This is a genomic window from Kineococcus aridisoli (genome assembly GCF_050871885.1).
Lineage (GTDB): Bacteria > Actinomycetota > Actinomycetes > Actinomycetales > Kineococcaceae > Kineococcus.
Genome location: NZ_JBJLSF010000062.1, coordinates 1 through 22,776, shown reverse-complemented (window position 1 = coordinate 22,776; position 22,776 = coordinate 1). Strand labels below are relative to the sequence as shown.

The window sequence follows — 22,776 nt, the reverse complement described above, 5'->3', positions numbered from 1 at the left end:
CGCCGCTCAGCGGCGCAGCAGCGCGGCCGCGCACCGCTCGTGCGCGGCCTCGACCTCGGCCAGCTGCACCCGGGTGCGCTCGGCGAGCGCGCGCAGCGCGCGGGCCCACTCGGCGGGCTCGTCGGCCACGAGGCGGGAGAGCAGGCGCGCCGCGACGGCCCGGCGGTGCAGGCCGCCGAGCACGTCCTCGAGCACGAGCAGCGCCTCGACGCCCGCCTCCCGGGAGGGGTGCGCCGCGGGCAGCGGCAGCCGCTCGACGACGGGCAGCCGGTGCAGCAGCGGCGTCAGGCGACCGGCGCAGGCCGACAGCCAGCTGACGCCGACGACGGCCCAGTCCGTGGGGGCGCCGAGGCGGCGCATCGCCGAGCGCAGGGCCGCGCGGTCCGCGGCGACCTCCCGGCGCACCCGCAGCAGCGTGGTGCGCTCGGCCAGCAGCCCCTCCAGGCCCGCGGCGCGGCGCAGCTGCTCGCCCAGGCCGGTCGCCGCGGCGAGCTGCTCGTTGAGGTACGCGGCCAGCGCCGGGTCGGCCGGCGGGTGCGGTGCGCGGCGGGACGGGCGGAGCGCGAGCGGGACGGCGATCGGCACGGGACGACGCTAACCCCGACGGCCCGGTGGGTGCCCCGTCGGTGCGGTGTGGGGCTGCTGCGCCGGGAGTGACGGGTGGGGATGGCCGAGCCGCCCGCCCGGCGGCGGTGCGGGACGAGCTGCGGCGTTCGGATGGAGCGCTCCCCGGCTGTGACGTAGCGTATTCATGCGGTCACTCGATCGCGATGATCCAGGGAGCGACGGATGGATGCTGCACAGGGCAGCCTGCTCATGACGGACGGGCCGGCGATCGACACGACGGTCACGCTCATGCCGACGACCGCCGAGACCGGCGCGTCGGCGTCCTGGCACACCGCCACCGTGCGCTCCTGGACCGCCGGGGCCGCCGGGCTCGTCGTCACGAGCCACGTCGCCGCCGCGCCGCAGACCGTCGAGGCCCTCGACGGCCAGCGCGTCTGGGTGAGCACCGAGGCCGGCGACGGCGAGTCCGTCGTCCCGCACGCCGTCTTCCAGGCCGTCGCGCAGGCCCACCGCGCCGACGAGCTGGCGCTCACCGGCGTCATGCTGCTCGCCGCGGAGACCCGCCGCGGCGCCGTGCGCGCCCCCGCCTCGCTGCCCGTGCACCTGACGACCAGCGAGGGCGTCGCCGACGCCCGCACCGTGGACTTCTCCCGCAGCGGCCTGCGCCTGGAGGGCACCGCGCTGCCCGGCGAGCGCACCACCGTCGACGTCGACCTCGAGCTCGGCGAGGGCCTGGAGGTCCACGCCCGCGGCGAGGTGCTGCGCGTGGACGAGAGCACCGGCGAGGCAGTCGTGAAGTTCGTCGAGCTCGACGAGAGCGCCGCCCAGGTCCTCGAGCGCAGCGTCCTCACCGAGCTCGCCCGCCGCACCCGCACCTCCTGAGCCCCACCGCCCGCCCCACCGCGGCGGGGCGAGCGGTCAGGAGCCCGCGGGCTCGGCGGGCTCGGCGGGTTCGGCGGGCCGGGACTCCGGCTGCTGCGCCCACCAGGCGCGCAGCTCCCGCTCGGCCTCCTGCGGCCCCAGCGGCCCGCGCTCCATCCGCAGGCCCAGCAGGTGCTGGTAGGCCCGGCCGACCGTGCGCGAGGGCCCGATGCCCAGCAGCGCCATGATCTGCGTGCCGTCCAGGTCGGGGCGGATGGAGTCCAGCTCCTCCTGCTCGCGCAGCCGCGCGATGCGCGCCTCCAGGTCGTCGTAGGCCGCCGACAGCCGCTTGGCCTTGCGCGCGTTGCGGGTCGTGCAGTCGCTGCGCGTCAGCTTGTGCAGCCGGCCCAGCAGCGGCCCCGCGTCCGTGACGTAGCGGCGCACCGCCGAGTCCGTCCACTCCCCGTCGCCGTAGCCGTGGAAGCGCAGGTGCAGCTCGGTGAGCCGGGCCACCGCCTTGACGGTGTCGCCGTCGAAGCGCAGCGCCTTCAGCCGCTTGGCGACCATCTTGGCCCCCACCACCTCGTGGTGGTGGAAGCTCACCCCGCCGCCCTCCTCGAAGCGGCGGGTGCGGGGCTTGCCGACGTCGTGCAGCAGCGCCGCCAGCCGCAGCAGCAGGTCCGGGCCCGGCACCGCCTCCGGCCCCTGGGCGCCCGGGGCGTCCTCCAGGTCGATCGCCTGCTGCAGGACCGTCAGCGAGTGCTCGTAGACGTCCTTGTGGCGGTGGTGCTCGTCGATCTCCAGCTGCAGCGCCGGCAGCTCCGGCAGCACGTGCTCGGCCAGCCCCGTCTCCACCAGCAGCCGCAGCCCCGCCACCGGGTCGGCCGCCACGAGGAGCTTCTCCAGCTCGGTGCGCACCCGCTCGGCGGACACGATGGCGATCCGGTCCGCCATCGCCGCCATCGCCGCCACGACCTCCGGCGCCACCCGCACCCGCAGCTGCGCCGCGAAGCGCGCCGCGCGCATCATCCGCAGCGGGTCGTCGGAGAAGGAGCGCTCCGCCGTGCCGGGGGTGCGCAGCAGGCCCGCGGCCAGGTCCGTCAGCCCGTCGTGCGGGTCGGCGAAGTCCAGCGACGGCAGCCGCAGCGCCATCGCGTTGACCGTGAAGTCGCGCCGCGACAGGTCGCCGACGAGGTCGTCGCCGTAGGAGACCTCCGGCTTGCGCGAGGCCGGGTCGTAGCTCTCCGAGCGGTACGTCGTCACCTCCACGACGACGTCCCCCTTGCGGGCGCCGATGGTGCCGAAGTCCCGCCCGACCTCCCAGTGCGCGTCGCCCCAGGCCCGCAGCAGCCGGACGGTGTCGTCGGGGCGGGCGTCGGTGGTGAAGTCCAGGTCGGCGGAGCGGCGGCCGAGGAAGGCGTCGCGCACCGGCCCGCCCACCAGCGACAGCTCGAAGCCCGCCCGCTCGAAGACCCGGCCGAGGTCGACGAGCAGCGGCATGACGGGTTCGAGCGCGCGCACGGCGCGCCCGCGCGCCTCCTCCAGCGCCAGCTCGAGCGCGCGGGTCGGGTCCTCGGGTGCGGCGGGGGGTCCAGCAGGGGTCGGCACGGGGTCCAAGCCTGCCAGAGCCCGGCGCCGGGCTGGCTACAGTGAGCCGATGGTCAGACCTGCCCGGGAGCCGCGACGGCGGCTGCCCACCGTGCAGGAGACCTCCTCCGGTGGGCTCGTCGTCGACCTCAGCACCGGCGAGCCGCGCGCCGCGGTGATCTGCCGGCTCAACCGCGCCGGCCGCGAGGAGTGGTGCCTGCCCAAGGGTCACCTCGAGGGCGAGGAGACCCTCGAGGAGGCGGCGGTGCGCGAGATCGAGGAGGAGACCGGCATCCGCGGCGAGGTCGTGGAGACCCTGGGCAGCATCGACTACTGGTTCTCCGCCGAGGGCCGGCGCATCCACAAGGTCGTGCACCTGTTCCTGCTGCGCGCCGTCGGCGGCGACCTCACCGTGGAGAACGACCCCGACGCGGAGGCCATCGACGTCGAGTGGGTGCCCTTCAGCCAGCTCGACGAGCGGCTGGCCTTCCCCAACGAACGGCGTGCGGCCGAGGCCGCGACGCTGCGGCTGGGCGAGCTGGCGTGAGCACCGCCCCCACCCGGCGCCAGCTGCTGGCCGGGCTCTCCGGCGCGGCCGTGCTCGCCGGCGGCACCCGCACCACCACCCCGAGCCCCACCGGGAGCACCCGCACGGGCACCGGGGACGGCGACGAGCTGCCGCTGGCCGTCGTCCTGCTCGACGTCACCCCCGCCGCGTACGCGGCCGACGACCCCGGGCGCGCCACGATCACCGTGCGCGCCCGCGTGCGCAACCGCGGCGCCGAGCGCCTGGAGGGCCTGCGCGCCCGCCTGGTCGCCCAGCGCTCGGCGGCGGTGGCCCGCAGCGCGCTGGACCGCTGGGCCCGCGCCGACGGCAGCGCCTCCACCCGCGCCGGCGCCGCCTCCGAGGAGGTCGTCGTCGGCGACGGCGGCGCCCTGGCCGCCGGGCGGCAGGCCGAGGTCGTGCTCACCCTGCCCGCCGCCGCCCTCGGCCCCGCCGCCGGCGCGCACCCGGCCGCCGTCGAGGTCAGCACCGCCGGCGGCGGCCGCGCCGGCATCGCCCGCACCTTCCTCGTCTCCGCCCCGCCGCAGACGCCCCGCACGCTGCTCACGCTGCTGCTGCCGCTGGTCGCCGGCCGCGACGCGAGCGCCGAGGGCCTGGCCGAGGCCGTCGGCGCCACCGGCGACGGGCGCCTGCGCCGGCTGCTGGCCGCCGGCGCCGACCCGCGCACCGCGTGGGCCGTGGACCCCGCGCTCGTGGCCGCCGCCCGCTCCGCCGCGAGCGGCGGCACCGGCGAGCCCGCGCGCCTGGTCGAGGGCTGGCTGGCGGACCTGCGCACGGCCGCCGCCGACCGCGACGTCCTCGCGCTGCCGCACGGCGACCCCGACCTCGTCGCCCTGGAGCGCTCCCCGGACGGGGCGGCCCTGCTCGCCGAGGCCACCACCGCCGGGCAGGGGGTGCTGGACGAGCTCGGGGCCCGCGTCCGCACCGGCCTCGCCTGGCCCGCCGACCAGAGCGCCGACACCGACGTCCTCGCCTTCGCCGCCGGCGCCGGCGCCCGCACCGTCGTGCTCGACGACGACTGCCTGGCCCCCGACGGCGACCTGACCTACACCCCCGCCGGCCGCGCCACGCCCACCGCCGGCGGCACCGCGCTGACCGGTCTCGTGGCCGACCGCACCGCCAGCTCCGTGCTCGCCGACGCCGCCGACGCCGACCAGGTCGTCCTCGTGCGCCAGCGGCTGCTGGCCGAGGTCGCCACCACGACGCTGCAGCGCCCCAGCGACCCGCGCAGCCTGCTGCTCGTGGCCCCCCGCAGCTTCGCTCCCGCACCGGGGGCCGTGGAGCGCCTCGTCAGCGACCTGGAGGACTCGGGCTGGGCGCGCTGGCAGCCGCTGTCGCAGCTGCTGGAGGTGCCCGACCCGGGGGTGCCGCGCAGCGCGCCGACGCTGCCGGCGGCGCTGGCGCGCGCGGCGCTGCCCCCCGGGCACGTGGCCGCCGTGGCCTCCTCGCTCGGCGCCGTCGACGACTTCGCCAGCGCGCTCGGCGGCGACGAACCCGCGCTGGCCGACCAGCGCCGGGCCGCGCTGCTGCTGCTGGGCGTCTCCTGGCGCGGCCACCTCGACGCGCTGCCCGCCGCCCGCACGCGGCTGTCGGAGTCCCTCACCGCGCTCACGGGGGCGGTGGGCATCGCCGGCGGCAGCGTCCGCAACCTCGCCGCCGAGCGCAGCGAGCTGCCCATCACCGTCGTCAACGAGCTCGGCGTCCCGGTGCAGGTGGACCTCGTGCTGCGCCCGCGCAGCCCCCGCGTCCGGCTCGACGCGGTGCCCCGGCAGACGGTCGCCGCCCGCAGCCAGCAGCGGGTCGCGGTGCCCGTGCGGGCCCTGGCCAACGGCAGCGTCGTCGTCGAGGCCCAGCTGCGCACCCCCGCAGGCAGCCCCCTCGGCGACCCCGTGGAGGTGGACCTCAACGTCCGCGCCGACGTCGAGGGCTGGATCAGCGCGGTCGTCGGCGGCGGGGCGGGCGCGCTGCTCCTGCTCGGCCTCGTGCGGGCCGTCAGGCGCGGGCGCCGCCGCGTCGACGAGGCCGAGCACACCGACGTCGGCGGGCGGCCCGCGGAGCGCCCCGGCGGCGGGGCGGGGGAGGCCGGGGGCAGCGCCGAGCCGTCAGCGGCGGCCGGGCAGGGGTAGGCGGCGCAGCAGCGGAGCCGCGAGCTCCTCCAGCTCGCGCACCCGCATCAGCCGGCACAGCAGCACGAAGACGGCGAGCACGAGCAGACCGCCGCCGACGAGGACGGCCACGTCGACCGGGCGGCCCTCGCCCAGCAGCCGCCCGCCCCGCGCGGCCAGCAGGCCCACGGCCGTGGTGATCGCCGAGATGACCAGCAGCCGCACCAGCGTGCGCAGCAGGCGGTGCCCGTCGATGCCGCGGCCGTCCAGCGCGCGCAGCCGCCGGCGCAGCAGCGCCAGCCCGAGCACGCAGCCCACGACGTTGGCCGCGCTCATCGCGGCGCCGATGGCCACGACCTGCCAGCGCGGGTCCACGGCCAGCCAGATCACCACGTTGCCGACCGTGACCACGACGGCCACGACGACCTGCACGAGGAACGGCGTGCGCGCGTCCTCGTAGGCGTAGAAGACGCGCTGCACGAGGTAGGTGGTGCTGAAGGGCACCAGCCCGAGCGCCATCGCCACGAGCACCTGGCCGATGGGGTGCCCGGAGGGGAACATCGCCCCCGCCAGCGCGGGCCCCAGCGCGACGAACGCGCAGGTGGCCAGCGCTCCCGCGACGGCCACCGTGCGGGCGCCGGAGGAGAAGTCGCGGCGCACCGCGGCCACGTCGCCGCCGACCGCGGAGCGGCTGAGTCGGGTGAACAGCGCCGTCACCAGCGACACCGCCACCAGCGAGTGCGGCAGCATGAAGAGCAGGTAGGCGTAGCTGTAGGAGTTGCCCGAGGCGCCGACGACCCCCGCCTCGTTGAGGGCGTGCCCGGCGGAGGTCATGACCTTCGAGGTGGGCACGAACGCCAGCTGGCCGACGAGCACGCCGGCGAAGGTCCAGCCGGCGACGCGGCCGGCGCTGCGCAGCCCGATGCCCCGGAAGCCGAAGCGCGGGCGGTAGCGGAAGCCGGCGCGGTGCAGCGGCCACAGCAGCACCAGGGCCTGCAGCGCGACGCCCGCGGTGGCGGTGCCGGCGAGCAGGGCCACCATCGCCGGCGTCCACGCGTCGGCCTCCAGCAGCTCGCCGTCGGGGAAGAGGCCGATGAAGACCGCGACGCCGGCGATGGCCACGACGTTGTTGACCACGGGAGCCCACATGTACGGGCCGAAGCTGCCGCGGGCGTTGAGCACCTGCCCCAGCACGGTGTAGAGGCCGTAGAAGAAGACCTGCGGCAGGCACCAGAACGCCATCGCCGTGCCCAGCACCAGCCAGTCGTCGTCCCAGCCCTCGGAGTACAGGCGCACCACCAGCGGCGCGGCCAGCGTGATGACGACCGTCGCGGCCCCCATGAGCAGCAGGGCCAGGGTGACGAGCCGGTCGACGAACTCGCGGCCGCCGTCCGGCATCCGGAACGCCTTGACGATCTGCGGGACGAGGACGGCGTTGAGCACCCCGCCCGCGACGAGGATGTAGAAGTTGTTCGGCGCCTTGTTGGCGACGTCGAAGACCTGACCGCCCACCCCGGCGGAGGTGCCGCCGACGGCGACGGCCAGCAGCGCCACCCGCACGAAGCCCAGCACCCGCGACACCAGCGTGCCGGAGGCCATGAGCGCGCTGGAGCGCGCCAGCGACGCCTGCTCCCGGGCGCGCTCCTGCTCGCCGGAACCGCGCCCGGCCCGGCCCGCGGCGGGGTCGGGGGTCGCGGGGGTCTGCTCGTCCAGCGGTGCGCTCACGCTCTGATGGTCGCCGATGCGGCGGCCGCCCGGGGCATCCCGCCCCCCGTGCGGTCAAGACCGTCACGAAGCGTGACGGGCTTCCGCACGGGAGGGGGGCTCAGCGCGAGCGGGAGACCAGCACCGCGAGCGTGGTGGCGGCGACGTCCTCGGCGACGGCGGCCTGCCAGTCCGGCACGTACCGGGCCGCCCACGCGCGGTAGGAGACCCCCGCGAACGAGCCCGCGAGCGCCCCGGCGGTGCCGAGCAGGACGGGCAGGGCGGCGCGGGCGTGCGCGCGCCGCGCCAGCACCGCGGCGCCGGCGGCACCGCTGGCCAGCCGCACCGGCAGGACGGCGGGGTCGGTGCGGGCGGGCGCGCCGGGCTGCTTGTCGGCGACGACCTCGGCGGCCAGGCCGCTGACGGCGGCGAACTGGGCGGCGGCGGAGGGACCGGTGATCGCCGGTCCCGCCAGGCCCAGCGAGCTGCGCCCGCCCGCGGCGACCCCGAGCAGCGCGCTGCGCAGCAGCAGGCCCGCGGAGGCGCGCGTCGGCCGGTCGACGACCACGGTGCTGCCGGTGCGGGCCGCCCGCGCCGCGTCGAAGCGGCGCAGCGTCGAGTGCGCGGCCAGGCCGAAGGCCAGGTGCGGCACGGCGTCGGAGACCCAGTCCCGCGCCGTCCACGTGCGCACGTCCGTGACGCCGAGCGCGTGGGCGGGCAGGTCGGTGGCGGCCATCGCGGCGGCCCCGGTCACCAGCCCGCCGACCCCGGCGGGCAGCCGCAGCCCGGCGCGGCGAGCGGTGCCGACCAGCGCGCCCGTGGCCAGCCCGGCGACGGTGCCCGACAGCGCGCCGAGGGCGGTGCGCCGGTTGGCCCGCTCGCGCTGCGAGCCGCCCACGTGCAGGTCCAGCCGCGCGGCCAGCGCGTCGACGACCTGCTCGGGCACCGAGGAGGCGTCGCGCCCGCGCCAGGCCATGTCGGCGTAGGTGACGGCGTCGAGGACCGCGGTGCCCACGGCACCGGCCGCGAGGCCCTCGACGAAGCCCCGCCCCGGGCGGGGGGTGGACGGTGTGGCAGCGCGCGTCGTGGTCGTCACGAGGACCATCGTCGGCGTCCGCGGCCCGGTGCGCGCGCCCAGCGCGGGGCCGCGGCTGCTCGCCCTAGCATGGGGGCGCCCGCACGGCGGGCGATCAGCGGCGGGCGACGCGCACCGGGGGTGCGCGCTGAGCACGGGGGGCGATCCTGGACGGGGCAGGCCGCGGCGGAGGCCGGCAGCTCGTGGCGGACCGCTACGAGCTCGACCGCGAGCTGCCGACGGGCGACCCCGACGCCGCGCGCGAGTTCCGGGGTCGCGACCTCACGCTGGAGCGGCGCGTGCGGGTGCGCGTCCTGGACGCCGGCGACCCGCGGGCCGAGGAGTTCCTCGACGCCGCCCGGCGGGCCGCGATGCTCACCGACCCGCGCATCCCGCGCGTGCTGGACGCGGGCACCGACAGGGTGGGCGCCTTCGTCGTCGAGGAGGACGTCGACGGGCGCACGATGACCGAGCTGCTGGGCACCGGGCCGCTGAAGCCGCCGGCGGTGCGCGCGCTCGTGGGCGAGGCCGCCTCCGCGCTGGAGGCCGCCGCCCGCCGCGGGCTGCACCACACCCGGCTGACGCCCGACGACGTCCTCCTCGGCCCCGACGGCGTCGTGCGGGTGCGGGGCATCGGCACCGCCGCGGCCCTGGACCCCGACCCGCCCGCCGTCTCCCCCGCCCGCGCCGCCGCGCTGGCCAACCGCGCCGACGCCCTGGGCCTGGTGGCCCTCGTGCACGCCGGGCTGCTGGCGCGCTGGCCCGCCGCCGAGGGCGTCGCCCCGCTCGGCGCGCTGCCGGCGGCCCCGGCCGGCGAGGACGGCCGCCCGCTGCCGCCCAAGGACGTGCGCCCCGACGTCCCCAACGACCTCGACACGCTGTGCGCGGTGACGTTCGGCCCGCACGAGGACGGTCCGCGCGACGCCGCGGAGCTCGCGCTGCAGCTGGCCCCGTGGTCGATGGACACCTGGCAGGACGTGCTGCGCCGGATGCGCGGCGAGCTGGCCACGGCCGAGGTGCGCGGCCGGCTGAAGAACCGCGACGAGGTGGTGCCCGACGCGGAACCGCCGGTGCCCTTCACCCGCCCGCACTCCACCGGCCGCCCGCCGCGCGAGGACTCCCGCCTCGTGCTCGGCATCCTCGGGGTGGTCGTCGTCGTCGGGCTCGTGCTCGCGCTGTGGCAGCTCAGCCGCATCGACGTGCCGGAAGTGCCCACCGCTGCGCCGCGCACCTCCAGCGCCGCGCCGTCCACCTCCCCGCCCGCCGCGCCCGCCCCCGCCTCGACGCCCCCGCCGGCACCGCCCGCGGCCGCGCCGGCACCGCTGCCGGTGGTGGCGGTCACCGCGCTCGACCCGGCCGGGGACGGGGAGTCCCCGGAGACCGCCGGCCGCGTCGTCGACGGCGACCCGGCGACGACCTGGCAGAGCCAGCGCTACAACTCCGCCGCCTTCGGCGGCCTCAAGGACGGCATCGGGCTGCTGCTGGACCTGGGCGCCGAGGCCGACGTGAGCCGGGTGGAGCTGAGCGCGGGCGGCGACGGCGGCGCCGTCGAGCTGCGCACCGCCCCGGGCCCGGGGGTGGAGGGCTCGGTCGTCGTGGCCACCGCCGCGGCCGGCGGGCAGCAGGTCCTCGCCCCGCCCGCCCCGGTCCGCGCCCGCCACCTGCTGCTGTGGTTCACGGCGCTGCCCACCACCGACGGCGTCTTCCGCGAGGTCGTCGGCGAGGTGCAGGTCGTGGGCACCCCCGCCGGCGCGACCCCCGGCGCGACCCCCGGCGCGACCCCCGGCGCGACCCCCGGCGCGACCCCCGGCGCGACCCCCGGCGCGACCCCCGGCGCGACCCCGCCGGCACCGTGAGCGCCGCGGGCCCCCGCGAGCCGCTCGACCCGCGCAGCGACGCCGACCTCGTCGCCGCCCACGTCGCCGGCGACCCGGAGGCCTTCGGCGAGGTCGTGCGCCGCCACCGCGACCGGCTGTGGGCGGTGGCGCTGCGCACCACCGGCGACCGCGAGGAGGCCGCCGACGCCGTCCAGGACGCGCTGGTGTCCGCGCTGCGCGCCGCGGACCGCTTCCGCGGCGACTCGGCCGTCACGACGTGGCTGCACCGCATCGTCGTCAACGCCTGCCTGGACCGCGCCCGGCGCAGGGCCGTGCGGCCGACCCGCCCGCTGGAGGAGGAGGCCGGCCCCGGCGGGGACGACAGCGCCCGCACCGGCGCCGCGCTCGCCGTCGCCGAGGACGCCACCCCGCACGTGGAGGCGTCCCTCGACGTCACCCGCGCCCTGCAGCAGCTGCCCGAGGCCCAGCGCGCGGCCCTGGTGCTCGTGGACATGTACGACGTGCCGGTGGCCGAGGCGGCGCAGGTCCTGGGGGTGGCCGTCGGCACGGTGAAGTCGCGCTGCTCGCGCGGGCGCACCACGCTGGCCGGGCTGCTCGGCGAGGGCCGGGGAGGCACCGGGAACCGTTGAGCGCTGCAGCACGTCGTAGTCCCGACCCGCACACCGCGGACCAGCGCAGGGAGGAGCCGTCGTGAGCCGCGAGGAACCCGACGAGCTGTCGCCGGAGCAGCAGCGCGTCCGCGACCTGCTGCGCGCGCACGCCGACGTCGGACCGCTGCCCGGCGACGTCGCCGCCCGCCTGGACGCCGCGCTGGCCGCCGCGCTCGCCGAGACCCGCGCGCAGACCCGCGCCGAGGCCCCCGCGCAGGGCACCGGGGCCTCGGTCGCCTCGCTGGCCGCGCGCCGGCGGCGCGTGCGCGGGGTGCAGCGGCTGCTCACCGGTGTCGCGGCCGCCGTCGTCGTGGGCGGCGGCGCCGTGCTCGCGGTGCACCAGGCCTCCTCGCCGTCGGCGACCAGCGCCGGCTCCTCGGCCGCCGGGTCGGCCGCCGGCTCCAGCGCCGCCCCGGGCGCGGTGGCCGCCGAGGAGGTGCCGCCGCAGGCGCAGGTGCTGCTCAGCGGCCGCGACTACACCGACGCGGCCGCGGTCGAGGACCTCGGCGAGGACGCCCTCGAGGACGCGGGCGCCGACGCGTCGGGGACCGGGCAGCCGGCTCCGGACGCGACCCCCGGCGCGGGCTCCACCGGGCCCGGTGACCGCACCCTGCTCAACGCGCCCGCCCCCGCCGACGAGGCGCCGGCGGAGGGGTCCGCGACCACCGACCCCGCCCAGCGCCCCGCCGCCGAGCGGGCCCTGGCGTGCACCAAGAGCCTGGGCGTGGACCCCGGCTCCGTCGTCGCCGTGGAGATCGCCAGCTGGCGCACCGAGCCCGCCGCGCTCGTCGTGCACCGCACCGGCGAGGGCGCCGAGGTCGTCGTCGTCCCCCTCGGGTGCACCCCGGGCGACGCCGCCTACAGCCGGGTCCCGGTGCCGCCGCCCAGCGGTTCCTGAGGCCGCCGGGACGGCGGCCGCCGGGAACAGCGCACCCCTACCATCGGTTGACAGCAGGGCACGACGCAGTCCGCGGCCGACGGGGTCGCGGCGCCGATCGAGGGAAGCAGGTCCGTTCCAGGTGAGCGACGCGAAGGACATCCGCAACGTCATCGTCGTGGGATCTGGTCCGGCCGGGTACACGGCCGCCCTGTACGCCGCGCGCGCCGAGCTGCGCCCCCTGGTCTTCGAGGGGTCCGTCACCGCCGGTGGTGCGCTGATGAACACCACCGAGGTCGAGAACTTCCCCGGCTTCCCCACCGGGATCATGGGCCCGGACCTCATGGACAACATGCGCTCGCAGGCCGAGCGCTTCGGCGCCGAGCTCGTCACCGACGACGTCGTCGAGGTCCGCCTCGGGGGCGAGGTCAAGGAGGTCGTCACCGGCGGCGGCGAGACGCACCGCGCCCACGCGGTGATCCTCGCCCTGGGCTCGGCCTACCGCGAGCTCGGCCTGCCCGACGAGAAGCGGCTGTCCGGCCGCGGCGTCAGCTGGTGCGCCACCTGCGACGGCTTCTTCTTCCGCGAGCAGGACATCGTCGTCGTCGGCGGCGGCGACTCCGCGGTCGAGGAGGCCACCTTCCTGACCCGCTTCGCCCGCACGGTGACGATCGTCCACCGGCGCGACGAGCTGCGCGCCTCGCGCATCATGGTCAAGCGCGCCCAGGAGAACCCCAAGATCCGCTTCGCCTGGAACTCCGAGGTCGTCGCGATCAAGGGCGAGAGCAAGGTCGAGGGCCTGACGCTGCGCGACACCGTGACGGGGCAGACGCGCGACGTGGACGCGACCGCGCTGTTCGTCGCGATCGGCCACGAGCCGCGCACGGACCTCGTCAAGGGCCAGGTCGACCTCGACGAGAACGGCTTCGTCCTCGTGGAGGGCCGCAGCACCCGCACGAACGTCCCGGGCGTCTTCGCCGCCGGCGACGTCGTCGACCACGAGTACATGCAGGCCATCACCGCGGCCGGCATGGGCTGCTCCGCCGCCCTGGACGCCGAGCGCTTCCTCGCCGCCCGCGGCGACGCCGTCCAGGAGCTGGACCCGCCGCGCGAGGAGACCGGCACGCCCGACGTCTCCGACGCCGACACGGTCGCCCGCCCCCAGCCGCGCCCGCTGCCGACCGCTTGACCCACCCACCCACCACACCCCAGGAGGCCGCCGTGAGCGCCACCGCATCCGTCACCGAGGACACCTTCGAGGCCCAGGTCCTGCAGTCCGACAAGCCCGTGCTCGTCGACTTCTGGGCGCCCTGGTGCGGCCCGTGCCGCCAGGTCGCCCCGGTCCTGGAGGAGATCGCCGGCGAGCACGCCGACAAGATCACCGTGGTGAAGCTCAACACGGACGAGAACCCGGCGATCGCCGCCAAGTACGGCGTGACCTCGATCCCGACCCTCAACGTCTACTCCGGCGGCGAGGTCGTGAAGACGATCATCGGCGCCCGCCCCAAGCCCGCGCTGCTCAAGGAGCTCGCCGACTTCGTCGGCTGACCCTCGAGCGGTCGTCGCGCTCCTGCACCGGTCCGGCGCCGGTCCCCGCTGCGGGGACCGGCGCCGCGTGCGTGCGGGGTGCTCCCGGCGGCGGCCTCAGGGGTGCGCGACCCCGGACAGCGTGGGGATGCGCACGCTGCCCAGCAGGCGCTCCAGCGCCGCCTCGACGTCCTCGCGCCAGCTCAGGGCGTTCTTCAGCTCCAGCCGCAGCCTCGGGTAGCGGTGGTGCGGGCGCACCACCGTGAACCCCACCGACTCCAGGACGTGCGAGGGCAGCACGCAGGCGGTGGCGTGCTCGTGGGCGGAGTCGTGGTTGCCGTCGCCGCCGATCGCGGCGGCACCGCCGCCGAAGGCCTCGACCGCCTTCATACCGCGCTGGGTGAGGTCCTTGGCGGCCCCCTGCAGCAGCGTGCGCGCCAGGCCCTGGCCGCGGAAGGCGGGCTCGATCCAGCCCGTCGTCAGCAGCACCGCGTCACCGCTCACGGGCGAGGTGGGGAACGCCCCCTGCCGGGGCACGTAGACCGGCGGGGCGTACATGACGAAGCCCGCGGGCTTGTCGTCGACGTACAGCAGGCGCCCGCACGGCCCCCACTGCAGCAGGACCGTGGAGATCCACGCCTCCTTCTCGAAGTCCGGGTACCCGGCCTCCGCCGCGCGCTGCGCGGCGACCGCGTCGAGCTCCCAGAAGACGCACTGCCGCGGCTCCGCGGGCAGGTCGGCGAGGGTGTCGAGCGTCAACGGCGCCATCCGACGACCCACCGGCGCGCCCCCTCCGTCCATCGACAGTGCGTCGGAGGCATCCTAGGTGGGAGGCTCGTCGTGTGCGACGAGGCTCGTCGCACGGACCAGTCCGATCCCGCAGTGCCCACGAGTGCCCCAGGAGGCCGCCATGAGCCAGTACCCGCCGTCCTCGAGTCCCGGTGACGCGCCCGTCGCGTCCGCCGCGGCCGGGGCCGGCGCTGCTGCTGCCGCCGGGACCCGCCTGGACCGCTGGCTGACCTCCTACGCCGAGCGCACGGCGTCCATGACCGCCTCCGAGATCCGCGCCCTGTTCTCGGTCGCCAACCGCCCCGAGGTCGTCTCGCTGGCCGGCGGCATGCCGTACCTGCCCGCCCTGCCGCTGGACGCGATCGCCGACATCGCCGCCCGCCTCATCGCCGAGAAGGGCGCCGTCGCCCTGCAGTACGGCTCCGGCCAGGGCGAGGAGCGGCTGCGCGAGCAGATCGTGGAGGTGATGCGCCCGCAGGGCATCAACGCCCACCCCGACGACGTCGTCGTCACGACGGGTTCCCAGCAGGCCCTCGACCTCGTCTCCCGCATCTTCCTCGACCCCGGCGACGTGGTCCTGGCCGAGGCCCCCAGCTACGTGGGCGCCCTCGGCGTCTTCCGCAGCTACCAGGCGCAGGTCGTGCACGTGCCGCTCGACCAGGACGGCCTGCAGCCGCAGGCGCTGGAGGAGACGCTGCTGCGGCTGCGCGCGCAGGGCCGCCGGGTGAAGTTCCTCTACACGGTGCCCAACCACCACAACCCCGCCGGGGTGACGCTGTCGCTGGAGCGCCGCCGCGAGGTGCTGGCCATCGCCCAGCGCCACGACCTGCTGATCCTCGAGGACGACCCCTACGCGCTGCTCGGCTTCGACGGCGACCCGCTGCCCGCGATGCGCTCGATGGACGCCGAGCACGTGGTCCACCTCGGCTCGTTCTCCAAGACGTTCGCGCCGGGCTACCGCGTCGGCTGGGCCGTCGCCCCGCACGCGGTGCGCGAGAAGCTCGTGCTGGCCTCGGAGTCGGCGATCCTGTGCCCGACCTCCTTCGGGCAGTTCGCCATCGCCGAGTACCTGTCCACCTGGGACTGGAAGGGGCAGGTGAAGGTGTTCCGCGAACTGTACCGCGAACGCCGCGACGCCATGCTCGACGCCCTGGCCACCCACCTGCCGCAGGCGAGCTGGACGCACCCGGTCGGCGGCTTCTACGTCTGGCTGACCCTGCCCGACGGCCTGGACGCCAAGGCCATGCTGCCGCGCGCGGTGACCGGCCGGGTGGCCTACGTGCCCGGGGGCGCCTTCTACGCCGACGGCACGGGCGGGCACTCGCTGCGCCTGTCGTACTGCTTCCCCACCGCCGAGCGCATCCGCGAGGGCGTGCGCCGCCTCGCCGGCGTCGTCCAGGACGAGCTCGAGGTGCTGGAGACCTTCGGCGGCGTCCCCACCTCCCTGCACCGCGCGGGTCGCGCCGGTGTCGACAACCCCGGACCGGAGCTGGCATGAGCCTCGAGGAATCGCCCCTGCGCGTCGCCGTCCTGGCCGGCGGGCTGTCCCACGAGCGGGACGTCTCGCTGCGCTCGGGGCGGCGCGTGGCCGAGGCGCTGCGGGCCGCGGGCTGCGAGGTGAGCACCCTGGACGCCGACGCGCACCTGCTGCCGCGGCTGTCCGAGGAGACCCCCGACGTCGTGTGGCCGGTGCTGCACGGGGCCATCGGCGAGGACGGCGCCCTGCGCGACGTCCTGGAGCTGCTGCGCCTGCCCTACGTCGGCTCCCGCCCGGCCGCGTGCCGGATGGCGTGGGACAAGCCCATCGCGCAGAGCGTCGTGGCGGCGGCGGGGATCAGCGTCCCCGCCTCCATCGCCCTGCCGCACGCCACGTTCCGCGACCTGGGGGCGCAGCCGGTGCTGGCCGCCGCGGCCGCCTGGGCCGGCTTCCCGCTGGTGGTCAAGCCGAGCCGGGGCGGGTCCGCGCTGGGCGTGGCGGTCGTGGGCGACCCGCGCGACCTGGCCCGGGCCGTCGTGGACTCCTTCGCGTACGGCGACACCGCGCTCGTGCAGCAGCACGTCCCCGGCACCGAGGTGGCCGTCTCGGTCGTCGAGGTGGACGGGGAGGTCCTCGTGCTGCCCGCCGTCGAGATCGTGGCCGACGGCGGCTCCTACGACTACGGCGCCCGCTACACCGCCGGGGCGACGGAGTTCTTCGCCCCGGCCCGGCTGCCGGACGACGTCGCCGACCGGGTGGCCAAGGCCGCCCGCGGCGCCCACGAGGCCCTCGGGCTGCGCCACCTGTCCCGGATCGACTTCATCGTCCCCGACTCGGGCGACCCGGTCTTCCTGGAGGCCAACGCGGCCCCCGGGATGACCGAGACCTCCCTGCTGCCCCAGGCCGTCGCCGCGGCCGGCCTGGAGCTCGACACCGTCTACCGCGCCGTCGTGCAGAGCGCTCTCGCGGGCTGACCCGCGCAGGCGGCGCCGGCCACCGCTCAGGTGGTCGGCGTCGCCTCCAGCAGGCGCAGGATCCGGTCGAGGTCCTCGACCCCGGCGAAGTCCACCGTCAGCCGCCCCCGCGTGCGACCCATGCTGATGCGCACCCGGGTGTCCAGCCGGTCCGCCAGCGTGGACGCCCGCCGCTCCAGCTCCGGCTGCGGCTGGGCGGGGTTGCGGCGGCGGGCCGCGGTGTCCGCGTCGCCGAGCGCGATGATCTCCTCCACGGCCCGCACGGAGAGCCCCTCGGCGACCACCCGCTGCGCGAGCCGCTCCATCGCCGCGCCGTCCTCCAGCGACAGCAGCGCCCGGGCGTGCCCGGCGCTGAGGACTCCGGCGGCGACCCGGCGCTGCACCAGCGGCGGCAGCTTCATGAGGCGCAGCGTGTTGCTGATCTGCGGGCGCGAGCGGCCGATCCGCGAGGCCAGCTCCTCGTGCGTGCAGCCGAAGTCGTCGAGCAGCTGCTGGTAGGCGGCCGCCTCCTCCAGCGGGTTGAGCTGGCTGCGGTGCAGGTTCTCCAGCAGCGCGTCGCGCAGCAGGTCGTCGTCGGCGGTCTCGCGGACGATGGCGGGCACGGTCTCCAGGCCGGCCTCGGTGGCGGCCCGCCAGCGGCGCTCGCCCATGACGAGCTCGAAGCGCGGAGCGCCGTCCTCGACGGGCTCCGCGGCGCGCACGACGATCGGCTGCAGGACACCGATCTCGCGGACGGAGTGCACGAGCTCGGCGAGGTCGTCCTCGTCGAAGACCGTCCGCGGCTGCCGCGGGTTCGGCACGATGGCCGTGACCGGCACCTCGGCGAAGCGCGCTCCCGGGACGTCCAGCAGGCCGTCGTCGGCCCCTGCCCCCGGCGCGGCCTCCGGCTGGACGGCGGAGGCCTCCAGGACGTCCGGGACCGGGTCGACCGCCGGCGGGGCCTCCACGCCGGCCGCCTCCAGCGGCTGCTGGATGAAGTCGTCGACGGAGTGCTCGGCAGGCGCCTCGGTGCGCGCCTCCTCCAGCGCCTCCTGCGAGCCCTCCTGCTGCGGCCCCGGCGTCGCGGCCGGCCCGGTCTGCTGGTCGAAGAAGACGTCGAACGGGCGGGCACCCGGGCGCATGGCGGGCGGGATGGTCGGGGTCGCACCGCCCGCACGACTGCTCGCCGCAGGCGCGTTGCTGGGGATGAGGGCCCCCAGGCCGCGTCCCAGCCCCCGTCGCTTGTCGCTCACGCTCCACCCTCCTTCGACGCGAACCCGCGCCGCGTCACCGAACCGTCCGTCCACCGCGCCCAGGGGTCCGCCGCGCCCGACGGCGCCCCCACCGCAGCATCCTCCGCCGCCTGCGCCGGCTCCTGCACGCCACGCTGGGCGATCTCCCGCGCCGCCTGCAGGTAGGCCAGGGCGCCGGAGGAGAGCGGGTCGTAGGCCATCACCGTCTGCCCGTGGCTGGGCGCCTCCGAGATGCGCACCGAGCGCGGCACCAGCGTCTTGAGCACCTGCTCGCCGAAGTGCGAGCGCACCTCGTCGACCACCTGAGCAGCCAGGCGCGTGCGGCCGTCGTACATGGTGAGCAGGATGGTCGTCACCGCCAGGTCGGGGTTGAGGTGCTCCTGGATGAGCTCGATGTTGGCCAGCAGCTGGCTCAGGCCCTCCAGCGCGTAGTACTCGCACTGGATGGGGATGAGCACCTCCGGCGCCGCCACGAAGGCGTTGATGGTCAGCAGACCCAGGCTGGGCGGGCAGTCGATGAGCACGTAGTCGACGCGTCGCTCACCGGCGCGCTCCACGGCCTTGAGGTACTTGGCCACCGCGCGCTGCAACCGCGACTCCCGGGCCACCATCGAGACGAGCTCGATCTCCGCGCCCGCCAGGTCGACGGTCGCCGGGGCGCACCACAGGTCGGGCGCCTCCTCGCAGCGCTGCACGACCTCGATGAGCGGCTTGCCCTCGACCAGGACCTCGTAGACCCCGGCCACCTCGGAGTGGTGCTCGATCCCGAGCGCCGTGGAGGCGTTGCCCTGCGGGTCCAGGTCCAGCACCAGCACCTTGAGCCCCGCCGCGGCCAGCGCCGAGGCGAGGTTCACGGCCGTCGTCGTCTTGCCGACGCCGCCCTTCTGGTTGGCGATCGTCATGATGCGCGTCTCGGTCGGCGCCGGGAAGCGCTCCGCCACGCGGGCCCGCGGTGTTTCACGTGGAACGGGAGCCGGTCCGGTGTCCACCGTGGACGCTTCCTGCTCCTCAGCGGGCAGGTCGAGCTCCTCCACCGTTCCACGTGGAACATCGCGTGGAACGGGCACGACGACCGGCTCGGTCGCCTCGTCGACGGCCGGGTCCGCGGCGACCGGGTCTGCGGCGACCGGGTCCGTGGCGGCGGCATCGATGGGGGCCCGCGAAGGCGGTGCGGGGACGTGCTCGTCCGGCGCGCCGGCGGGTTCGTCGCTCGCCGGGGCGTCGGCCGGCGCGGGAGAGGCGTCGACCTGCTCGGTTCCACGTGGAACAGCGCTGATCGTTCCACGTGGAACATCGAGGACTGCGACACCGACCCACCCGAGGTGGCGCTGCGCCTCCTGGTCCCGTCGCGGGGCTCCGAACCAGCCCAACTGCGTCACGCGCTCTTCCTTCCCGTCGTTCATCGCCGCGCCGGCCCGGCTGGACGGCGCCGGGTCTTGCGCGGAGTCGTCGTCGTGGTCGTCGCCGCGGTGCTGCGCAGGGGCCCCGCCCCGCGTGCCACCCGCACCAGCGTCGTCCCCGTCCCGTCGTCCGGGCCGACGCTCACCACCTCTGGCGTGCTCGTGATGCCCATCGCCTGCAGTGTCGCTGCTGCAGCCTCGATCTCCTGGGAGGCGCTCCGACCCTTGATGGCCAGCAGGTGCCCTCCGGTCTGCACCAGCGGCAACGTCCACCGGTACAGGGTCTCCAGCGGTGCGACGGCGCGGGCGGTGACCACGGCTGCGGAGAACTCGCCCTTGACGTCCTCGGCCCGTCCCCGCACGACGGCCACCTGCTCCCGCAGCTCCAGCTCCGCGACGACCTCGCGCAGGAAGGTGTACCGCCGTTCCAGCGGCTCGACGAGGCGGATCCGCAGGTCGGGCCGCGCCAGTGCGAGCGGGATCCCCGGCAGGCCGGCGCCGGAACCGACGTCGAGCACGCTGAGACCCTCGGCGATCGCCTCCCCGAGGTAGGCGCAGTTCAGCAGGTGGCGGTCCCAGAGGCGGGGAACCTCCCGAGGGCCGATCAGGCCCCGCTCGACGCCCCGGGTCGCCAGCAGGTCGTGGTAGCGCGCCGCCTGCTCAGCGCGTTCACCGAAGACGCGGTGCGCTGCTTCGGGAGGTGCGGTCTGGGCGGCGGTGGACTCGGCGGGAACGACAGAGGGCGGGGATGTTCCACGTGGAACATCCCCGCCCTCGGACACTTCGTGCGACACCCGGACACCCTATCGGCCGGGGTGGTCGCCTCCCGTCAGTCGCTGCCCTCCTGGGCGGCGCTCGGCGGCAGGACGACGACCCGGCGGTTCGGCTCCTCGCCCTCCGACTCGCTGACCAGACCGGCCGCCGCGATGGCGTCGTGGACGACCTTGCGCTCGAAGGCCGGCATCGGCTGCAGCCGCTCGGCCGCACCGCGCTCGCGGACGCGGGCGACGACCTCCTCGGCCAGTCGCACCAGCGAGCTGCGCTTGGTGGAGCGGTGCCCCGCCACGTCCAGCATCAGCCGCGTCCGGTCCCCGGTCTGCGCCTGCACGGCCAGCCGCGTGAGCTCCTGCAACGCCTCCAGGACCTCGCCACCGGGGCCCACGAGCCGGCTCAGCGCCGGGGTGCTCTTCTCGTCCGCGACGATCGCCACCGAGGCGCGCCCGTTCTCGATGTCGATGTCGATGTCGCCGTCCAGGTCGGCGATGTCCAGCAGCTCCTCGAGGTAGTCGGCGGCGATGTCGCCCTCCTCCTCGAGCCGCGAGCGGGCGGTGCCCTTGCTGCGAGCCTGCTCGGTCCGCGTCTCGCCGCTGCCTTCGGTGTCGTCCACCGGAGTCGACGCGACCGCGTCCGTCGTGCCGTTCACACGTCCTCCTCGGTGCTGCGTGTCGTGCTGGTCGGGGTCCGGGTCAGCGGTTGCGGTTCTGCGTCGGGCGCGAACCACCCGGCCGCCGCTGCTCGCGGCTGGCGCCCCGCTTGGGCTGCTGGCGCTGGCGGCGCACCGGCGCGCTCGTGGTGTGCTCGGCGGTCGCCGTGCCGGTGGTGCCGGTGGAGGCGGCGGAGTCCGGGAGGACCTGGCCACGACGGGCGGCGCGGCGGGCGCGGCGCTCCTGGAGCTCCTTCTCCGCCAGCGACCCGGGGTTGGGCATGCGGCGGATGACGAAGAACTGCTGGCCCATGGACCACACGTTGGTGGTCAGCCAGTAGAGGAGGACGCCGATCGGGAAGTTGACGCCGGAGACGGCGAAGATGATCGGCAGCACGTAGAGCATCAGCTTCTGCTGCTGCGCGAAGGGGTTGCCCTCCATCGACGCCGACGAGGTGTTCTTCGCCATCAGCTGCTTCTGCGTGACGAACTGCGACAGCGACATCAGGACGATCATCACCGCGGTGAGGACGATCGTGTTCCAGTCGCCGTTCGACCAGGACCTCATGAAGATGTCCGACAGCTGCGAGCCGAAGAGCGTCGCCCGGTCGGCCTGCTCGACGAGGTCGGGGGTCAGCGCGCCGACCGACTCGCCCTTGCCGATGCCGTTGAGGGTGTGGAAGAGCGCGAAGAAGATCGGCGACTGGAGCAGGATCGGCAGGCAGCTCGCCATCGGGTTGGTGCCCGAGGTGCGGTAGAGCGCCATCATCTCCTGCTGCATGGCCTGGCGGCTGGCAGGGTCGTTCTTGCCCTTGTACTTCTGCTGGATCTTCCGCATCTCGGGCTGGATGACCTGCATCCCGCGCATCGCCTTGATCTGCTTGACGAAGAGCGGGATGAGCAGGATGCGGATGACGACCACCAGGCCGACGATCGACAGCGACCACGCCGCGCCGCCCGCGGGGTCGAGGCCGATGAGCGTGAACAGGTCGTGGAAACGCACCATGATCCACGCGACCACCCACTGGATCGGGTGGAGCAGGTCGTAGAAGAACTCGATCATCGTGCGGTTCGTCCTCTCGCAGGGGTCACGCCCTCGTCCTTGCCGTCCACGCCCGTGGTGCTCACAGCGGCCTCACGAGGCGCCCCTGGGCGGAACGGGGTCCACGCCCCCAGGGTTCCACGGGTGGCAGCGGAGCAGGCGCCTGATGGTGAGCCAGGTGCCCACGAGGGCACCTCGCGTGCGCAGCGCCTCGACGGCGTAGGCGGAGCACGACGGGTAGAAGCGGCAGGTGGGCCCCAGCAGCGGGGACACGAGCAGCTGGTAGGCGCGCACCAGCACGACGAGCAGGGTCGCCGGCCAGCGCAGCGGGTGCCACCAGCGGCGCGCCGGCCGGGTCCGGGCCGCGGGCTCAGCCACGACCGGTCAGCCCCAGCCGGCGCAGCCCGCGGTCCACGTCGGCGGCCAGGTCGGCGGACGTCGCGGAGCCGGCCGCCGGCAGCGCCCGCACGACGAGCAGCCCGCCGTCGGCGGGCAGGGCGGGGAGCCGGCCGGCGGCCAGGTGCCGCAGCCGCCGCTGGGTCCGGTGCCGCACCACGGAACCGCCGACGGCCTTGGACACGACGAAGCCCACCCTCGTGGGGTGGGCTCGGTCGGTGGCCGCCCAGTGCAGGACCAGGCGCCGCGTGCCGGCACGCGTGCCCTGCTTCAAGGCGACCGTGAAGTCGTCGCGGTGGCGCAGGCGGTGTTCCGCGGGCAGCACGCGGACTCGAAGGGGTGCGTCAGGCGGACAGCTGCGCGCGGCCCTTGGCGCGGCGCGCGGAGAGGATGGCGCGACCCGCACGGGTGCGCATGCGCAGGCGGAAGCCGTGCGTCTTGGCACGCCGACGGTTGTTCGGCTGGAAGGTGCGCTTGCTCACGTCGATGCTCCAGGGACTCGTTCGGGCCGGCTCCACGGGTGTCGGCGACCGATCGGTCGTGACGCGGAGCGCAATCCCCAGCAGGGTACGGTCGAGGGAGCACCCGGGTCAAAGCGTGCGGGGGGGGGGGGCGGGGGGGGGGGGGGGGGGGGGGGGGGGGGGGTGGGGGTGGCGGGGCGGGGGGGGGGGGGGGGGGGGGGGGGGG

Annotated in this window: 23 protein-coding genes; 10 read left to right on the top strand and 13 right to left on the bottom strand. The window is 76.3% G+C overall.

Translation table 11 applies throughout. The features are described from left to right. Positions 1 to 6 precede the first annotated feature (6 nt). A complete protein-coding gene (locus ACRYM2_RS16135) occupies positions 7 to 585 on the bottom strand; it encodes a hypothetical protein (protein ID WP_432523458.1) in 579 nt (192 codons plus the stop codon). 204 nt (positions 586 to 789) lie between these two features. On the opposite strand from ACRYM2_RS16135, the gene ACRYM2_RS16130 reads away from it, so the two are divergent. Next, positions 790 to 1,449: a PilZ domain-containing protein gene (locus tag ACRYM2_RS16130; protein WP_432523457.1), complete on the top strand. Its 660-nt coding sequence runs from the start codon at positions 790 to 792 to the stop codon at positions 1,447 to 1,449. 36 nt (positions 1,450 to 1,485) lie between these two features. On the opposite strand, the gene ACRYM2_RS16125 is transcribed toward ACRYM2_RS16130, so the two are convergent. Continuing rightward, positions 1,486 to 3,036 (bottom strand): CCA tRNA nucleotidyltransferase, encoded by a 1,551-nt coding sequence (locus ACRYM2_RS16125; protein WP_432523456.1) that lies wholly within the window; start codon positions 3,034 to 3,036, stop codon positions 1,486 to 1,488. Positions 3,037 to 3,085: 49 nt separating this feature from the next. On the opposite strand from ACRYM2_RS16125, the gene ACRYM2_RS16120 reads away from it, so the two are divergent. Both ACRYM2_RS16120 and ACRYM2_RS16115 read left to right on the top strand, forming a co-directional pair. Further along, the gene (locus tag ACRYM2_RS16120; protein ID WP_432523455.1) at positions 3,086 to 3,562 is read left to right on the top strand and encodes an NUDIX hydrolase; all 477 of its coding nucleotides are present in this window, start codon (positions 3,086 to 3,088) and stop codon (positions 3,560 to 3,562) included. Next, positions 3,559 to 5,706 carry a DUF6049 family protein gene (locus ACRYM2_RS16115; RefSeq protein WP_432523454.1) on the top strand — a complete coding sequence of 716 codons (2,148 nt, stop codon included), beginning with the start codon at positions 3,559 to 3,561 and terminating at the stop codon, positions 5,704 to 5,706. The genes ACRYM2_RS16120 and ACRYM2_RS16115 overlap by 4 nt, the downstream gene beginning before the upstream one ends. On the opposite strand, the gene murJ is transcribed toward ACRYM2_RS16115, so the two are convergent. Together murJ and ACRYM2_RS16105 are read right to left on the bottom strand one after the other, a co-directional pair. Next, the gene (murJ, locus tag ACRYM2_RS16110; RefSeq protein WP_432523453.1) at positions 5,683 to 7,410 is read right to left on the bottom strand and encodes a murein biosynthesis integral membrane protein MurJ; all 1,728 of its coding nucleotides are present in this window, start codon (positions 7,408 to 7,410) and stop codon (positions 5,683 to 5,685) included. The two genes, ACRYM2_RS16115 and murJ, sit on opposite strands and share 24 nt — an antisense overlap. Positions 7,411 to 7,510: 100 nt before the next feature. Further along, positions 7,511 to 8,485: a hypothetical protein gene (locus tag ACRYM2_RS16105; RefSeq protein ID WP_432523452.1), complete on the bottom strand. Its 975-nt coding sequence runs from the start codon at positions 8,483 to 8,485 to the stop codon at positions 7,511 to 7,513. A gap of 182 nt (positions 8,486 to 8,667) precedes the next feature. Between ACRYM2_RS16105 and ACRYM2_RS16100 the strand changes: the two genes are divergently transcribed. The 5 genes from ACRYM2_RS16100 to trxA all read left to right on the top strand — a co-directional run bounded on the left by ACRYM2_RS16100 (position 8,668) and on the right by trxA (position 13,377). Further along, positions 8,668 to 10,320, top strand: a complete 1,653-nt coding sequence (locus ACRYM2_RS16100) for a protein kinase family protein (RefSeq protein WP_432523451.1) — start codon at positions 8,668 to 8,670, stop codon at positions 10,318 to 10,320. Further along, positions 10,317 to 10,931 (top strand): RNA polymerase sigma factor SigM, encoded by a 615-nt coding sequence (gene sigM / locus ACRYM2_RS16095; RefSeq protein ID WP_432523450.1) that lies wholly within the window; start codon positions 10,317 to 10,319, stop codon positions 10,929 to 10,931. The genes ACRYM2_RS16100 and sigM overlap by 4 nt, the downstream gene beginning before the upstream one ends. Positions 10,932 to 10,992: 61 nt before the next feature. Further along, positions 10,993 to 11,850, top strand: a complete 858-nt coding sequence (locus ACRYM2_RS16090; protein WP_432523449.1) for a hypothetical protein — start codon at positions 10,993 to 10,995, stop codon at positions 11,848 to 11,850. Between the two features lie 121 nt (positions 11,851 to 11,971). Continuing rightward, positions 11,972 to 13,018: a thioredoxin-disulfide reductase gene (gene trxB, locus ACRYM2_RS16085; protein ID WP_432523448.1), complete on the top strand. Its 1,047-nt coding sequence runs from the start codon at positions 11,972 to 11,974 to the stop codon at positions 13,016 to 13,018. Positions 13,019 to 13,050: 32 nt separating this feature from the next. Then, positions 13,051 to 13,377 carry a thioredoxin gene (gene trxA / locus ACRYM2_RS16080; RefSeq protein WP_432523447.1) on the top strand — a complete coding sequence of 109 codons (327 nt, stop codon included), beginning with the start codon at positions 13,051 to 13,053 and terminating at the stop codon, positions 13,375 to 13,377. A 96-nt stretch (positions 13,378 to 13,473) separates the two neighbouring features. Here the strand turns inward: trxA and ACRYM2_RS16075 are convergent, their stop codons facing one another. After that, on the bottom strand, positions 13,474 to 14,136 hold the full coding sequence (locus ACRYM2_RS16075; protein ID WP_432523446.1) for a GNAT family N-acetyltransferase: 663 nt from the start codon (positions 14,134 to 14,136) through the stop codon (positions 13,474 to 13,476). Between the two features lie 130 nt (positions 14,137 to 14,266). Between ACRYM2_RS16075 and ACRYM2_RS16070 the strand changes: the two genes are divergently transcribed. Continuing rightward, positions 14,267 to 15,643, top strand: a complete 1,377-nt coding sequence (locus ACRYM2_RS16070; RefSeq protein WP_432523445.1) for an aminotransferase-like domain-containing protein — start codon at positions 14,267 to 14,269, stop codon at positions 15,641 to 15,643. After that, positions 15,640 to 16,596 carry a D-alanine--D-alanine ligase family protein gene (locus ACRYM2_RS16065; RefSeq protein WP_432523444.1) on the top strand — a complete coding sequence of 319 codons (957 nt, stop codon included), beginning with the start codon at positions 15,640 to 15,642 and terminating at the stop codon, positions 16,594 to 16,596. The genes ACRYM2_RS16070 and ACRYM2_RS16065 overlap by 4 nt, the downstream gene beginning before the upstream one ends. A 26-nt stretch (positions 16,597 to 16,622) precedes the next feature. On the opposite strand, the gene ACRYM2_RS16060 is transcribed toward ACRYM2_RS16065, so the two are convergent. From ACRYM2_RS16060 to rpmH, 8 genes are all read right to left on the bottom strand, one after another. Next, complete coding sequence (locus ACRYM2_RS16060; protein ID WP_432523443.1) at positions 16,623 to 17,828, bottom strand: ParB/RepB/Spo0J family partition protein; 1,206 nt, start codon at positions 17,826 to 17,828, stop codon at positions 16,623 to 16,625. Beyond that, positions 17,825 to 18,979, bottom strand: a complete 1,155-nt coding sequence (locus tag ACRYM2_RS16055) for a ParA family protein (RefSeq protein ID WP_432523465.1) — start codon at positions 18,977 to 18,979, stop codon at positions 17,825 to 17,827. The genes ACRYM2_RS16060 and ACRYM2_RS16055 overlap by 4 nt, the downstream gene beginning before the upstream one ends. A 248-nt stretch (positions 18,980 to 19,227) precedes the next feature. Further along, a complete protein-coding gene (gene rsmG, locus ACRYM2_RS16050; RefSeq protein ID WP_432523442.1) occupies positions 19,228 to 20,022 on the bottom strand; it encodes a 16S rRNA (guanine(527)-N(7))-methyltransferase RsmG in 795 nt (264 codons plus the stop codon). A 35-nt stretch (positions 20,023 to 20,057) separates the two neighbouring features. Beyond that, a complete protein-coding gene (locus ACRYM2_RS16045; RefSeq protein WP_432523441.1) occupies positions 20,058 to 20,651 on the bottom strand; it encodes a Jag family protein in 594 nt (197 codons plus the stop codon). 43 nt (positions 20,652 to 20,694) lie between these two features. After that, complete coding sequence (yidC, locus tag ACRYM2_RS16040) at positions 20,695 to 21,714, bottom strand: membrane protein insertase YidC (RefSeq protein WP_432523440.1); 1,020 nt, start codon at positions 21,712 to 21,714, stop codon at positions 20,695 to 20,697. A 72-nt stretch (positions 21,715 to 21,786) separates the two neighbouring features. Continuing rightward, a complete protein-coding gene (yidD, locus tag ACRYM2_RS16035) occupies positions 21,787 to 22,002 on the bottom strand; it encodes a membrane protein insertion efficiency factor YidD (protein ID WP_166614513.1) in 216 nt (71 codons plus the stop codon). Between the two features lie 61 nt (positions 22,003 to 22,063). Next, positions 22,064 to 22,414: a ribonuclease P protein component gene (gene rnpA, locus ACRYM2_RS16030; RefSeq protein ID WP_432523439.1), complete on the bottom strand. Its 351-nt coding sequence runs from the start codon at positions 22,412 to 22,414 to the stop codon at positions 22,064 to 22,066. Positions 22,415 to 22,433: 19 nt separating this feature from the next. Then, complete coding sequence (gene rpmH, locus ACRYM2_RS16025; RefSeq protein WP_166610470.1) at positions 22,434 to 22,571, bottom strand: 50S ribosomal protein L34; 138 nt, start codon at positions 22,569 to 22,571, stop codon at positions 22,434 to 22,436. Positions 22,572 to 22,776 lie beyond the last annotated feature (205 nt).

What these genes read in the sequence shown, in the direction of transcription:
- yidC (WP_432523440.1), bottom strand. Translation starts at nt 21,714, where the DNA reads ATGATCGAGTTCTTCTACGACCTGCTCCACCCGATCCAGTGGGTGGTC.
- ACRYM2_RS16065 (WP_432523444.1), top strand. Translation starts at nt 15,640, where the DNA reads ATGAGCCTCGAGGAATCGCCCCTGCGCGTCGCCGTCCTGGCCGGCGGG.
- ACRYM2_RS16130 (WP_432523457.1), top strand. Translation starts at nt 790, where the DNA reads ATGGATGCTGCACAGGGCAGCCTGCTCATGACGGACGGGCCGGCGATC.
- ACRYM2_RS16120 (WP_432523455.1), top strand. Translation starts at nt 3,086, where the DNA reads ATGGTCAGACCTGCCCGGGAGCCGCGACGGCGGCTGCCCACCGTGCAG.
- ACRYM2_RS16070 (WP_432523445.1), top strand. Translation starts at nt 14,267, where the DNA reads ATGAGCCAGTACCCGCCGTCCTCGAGTCCCGGTGACGCGCCCGTCGCG.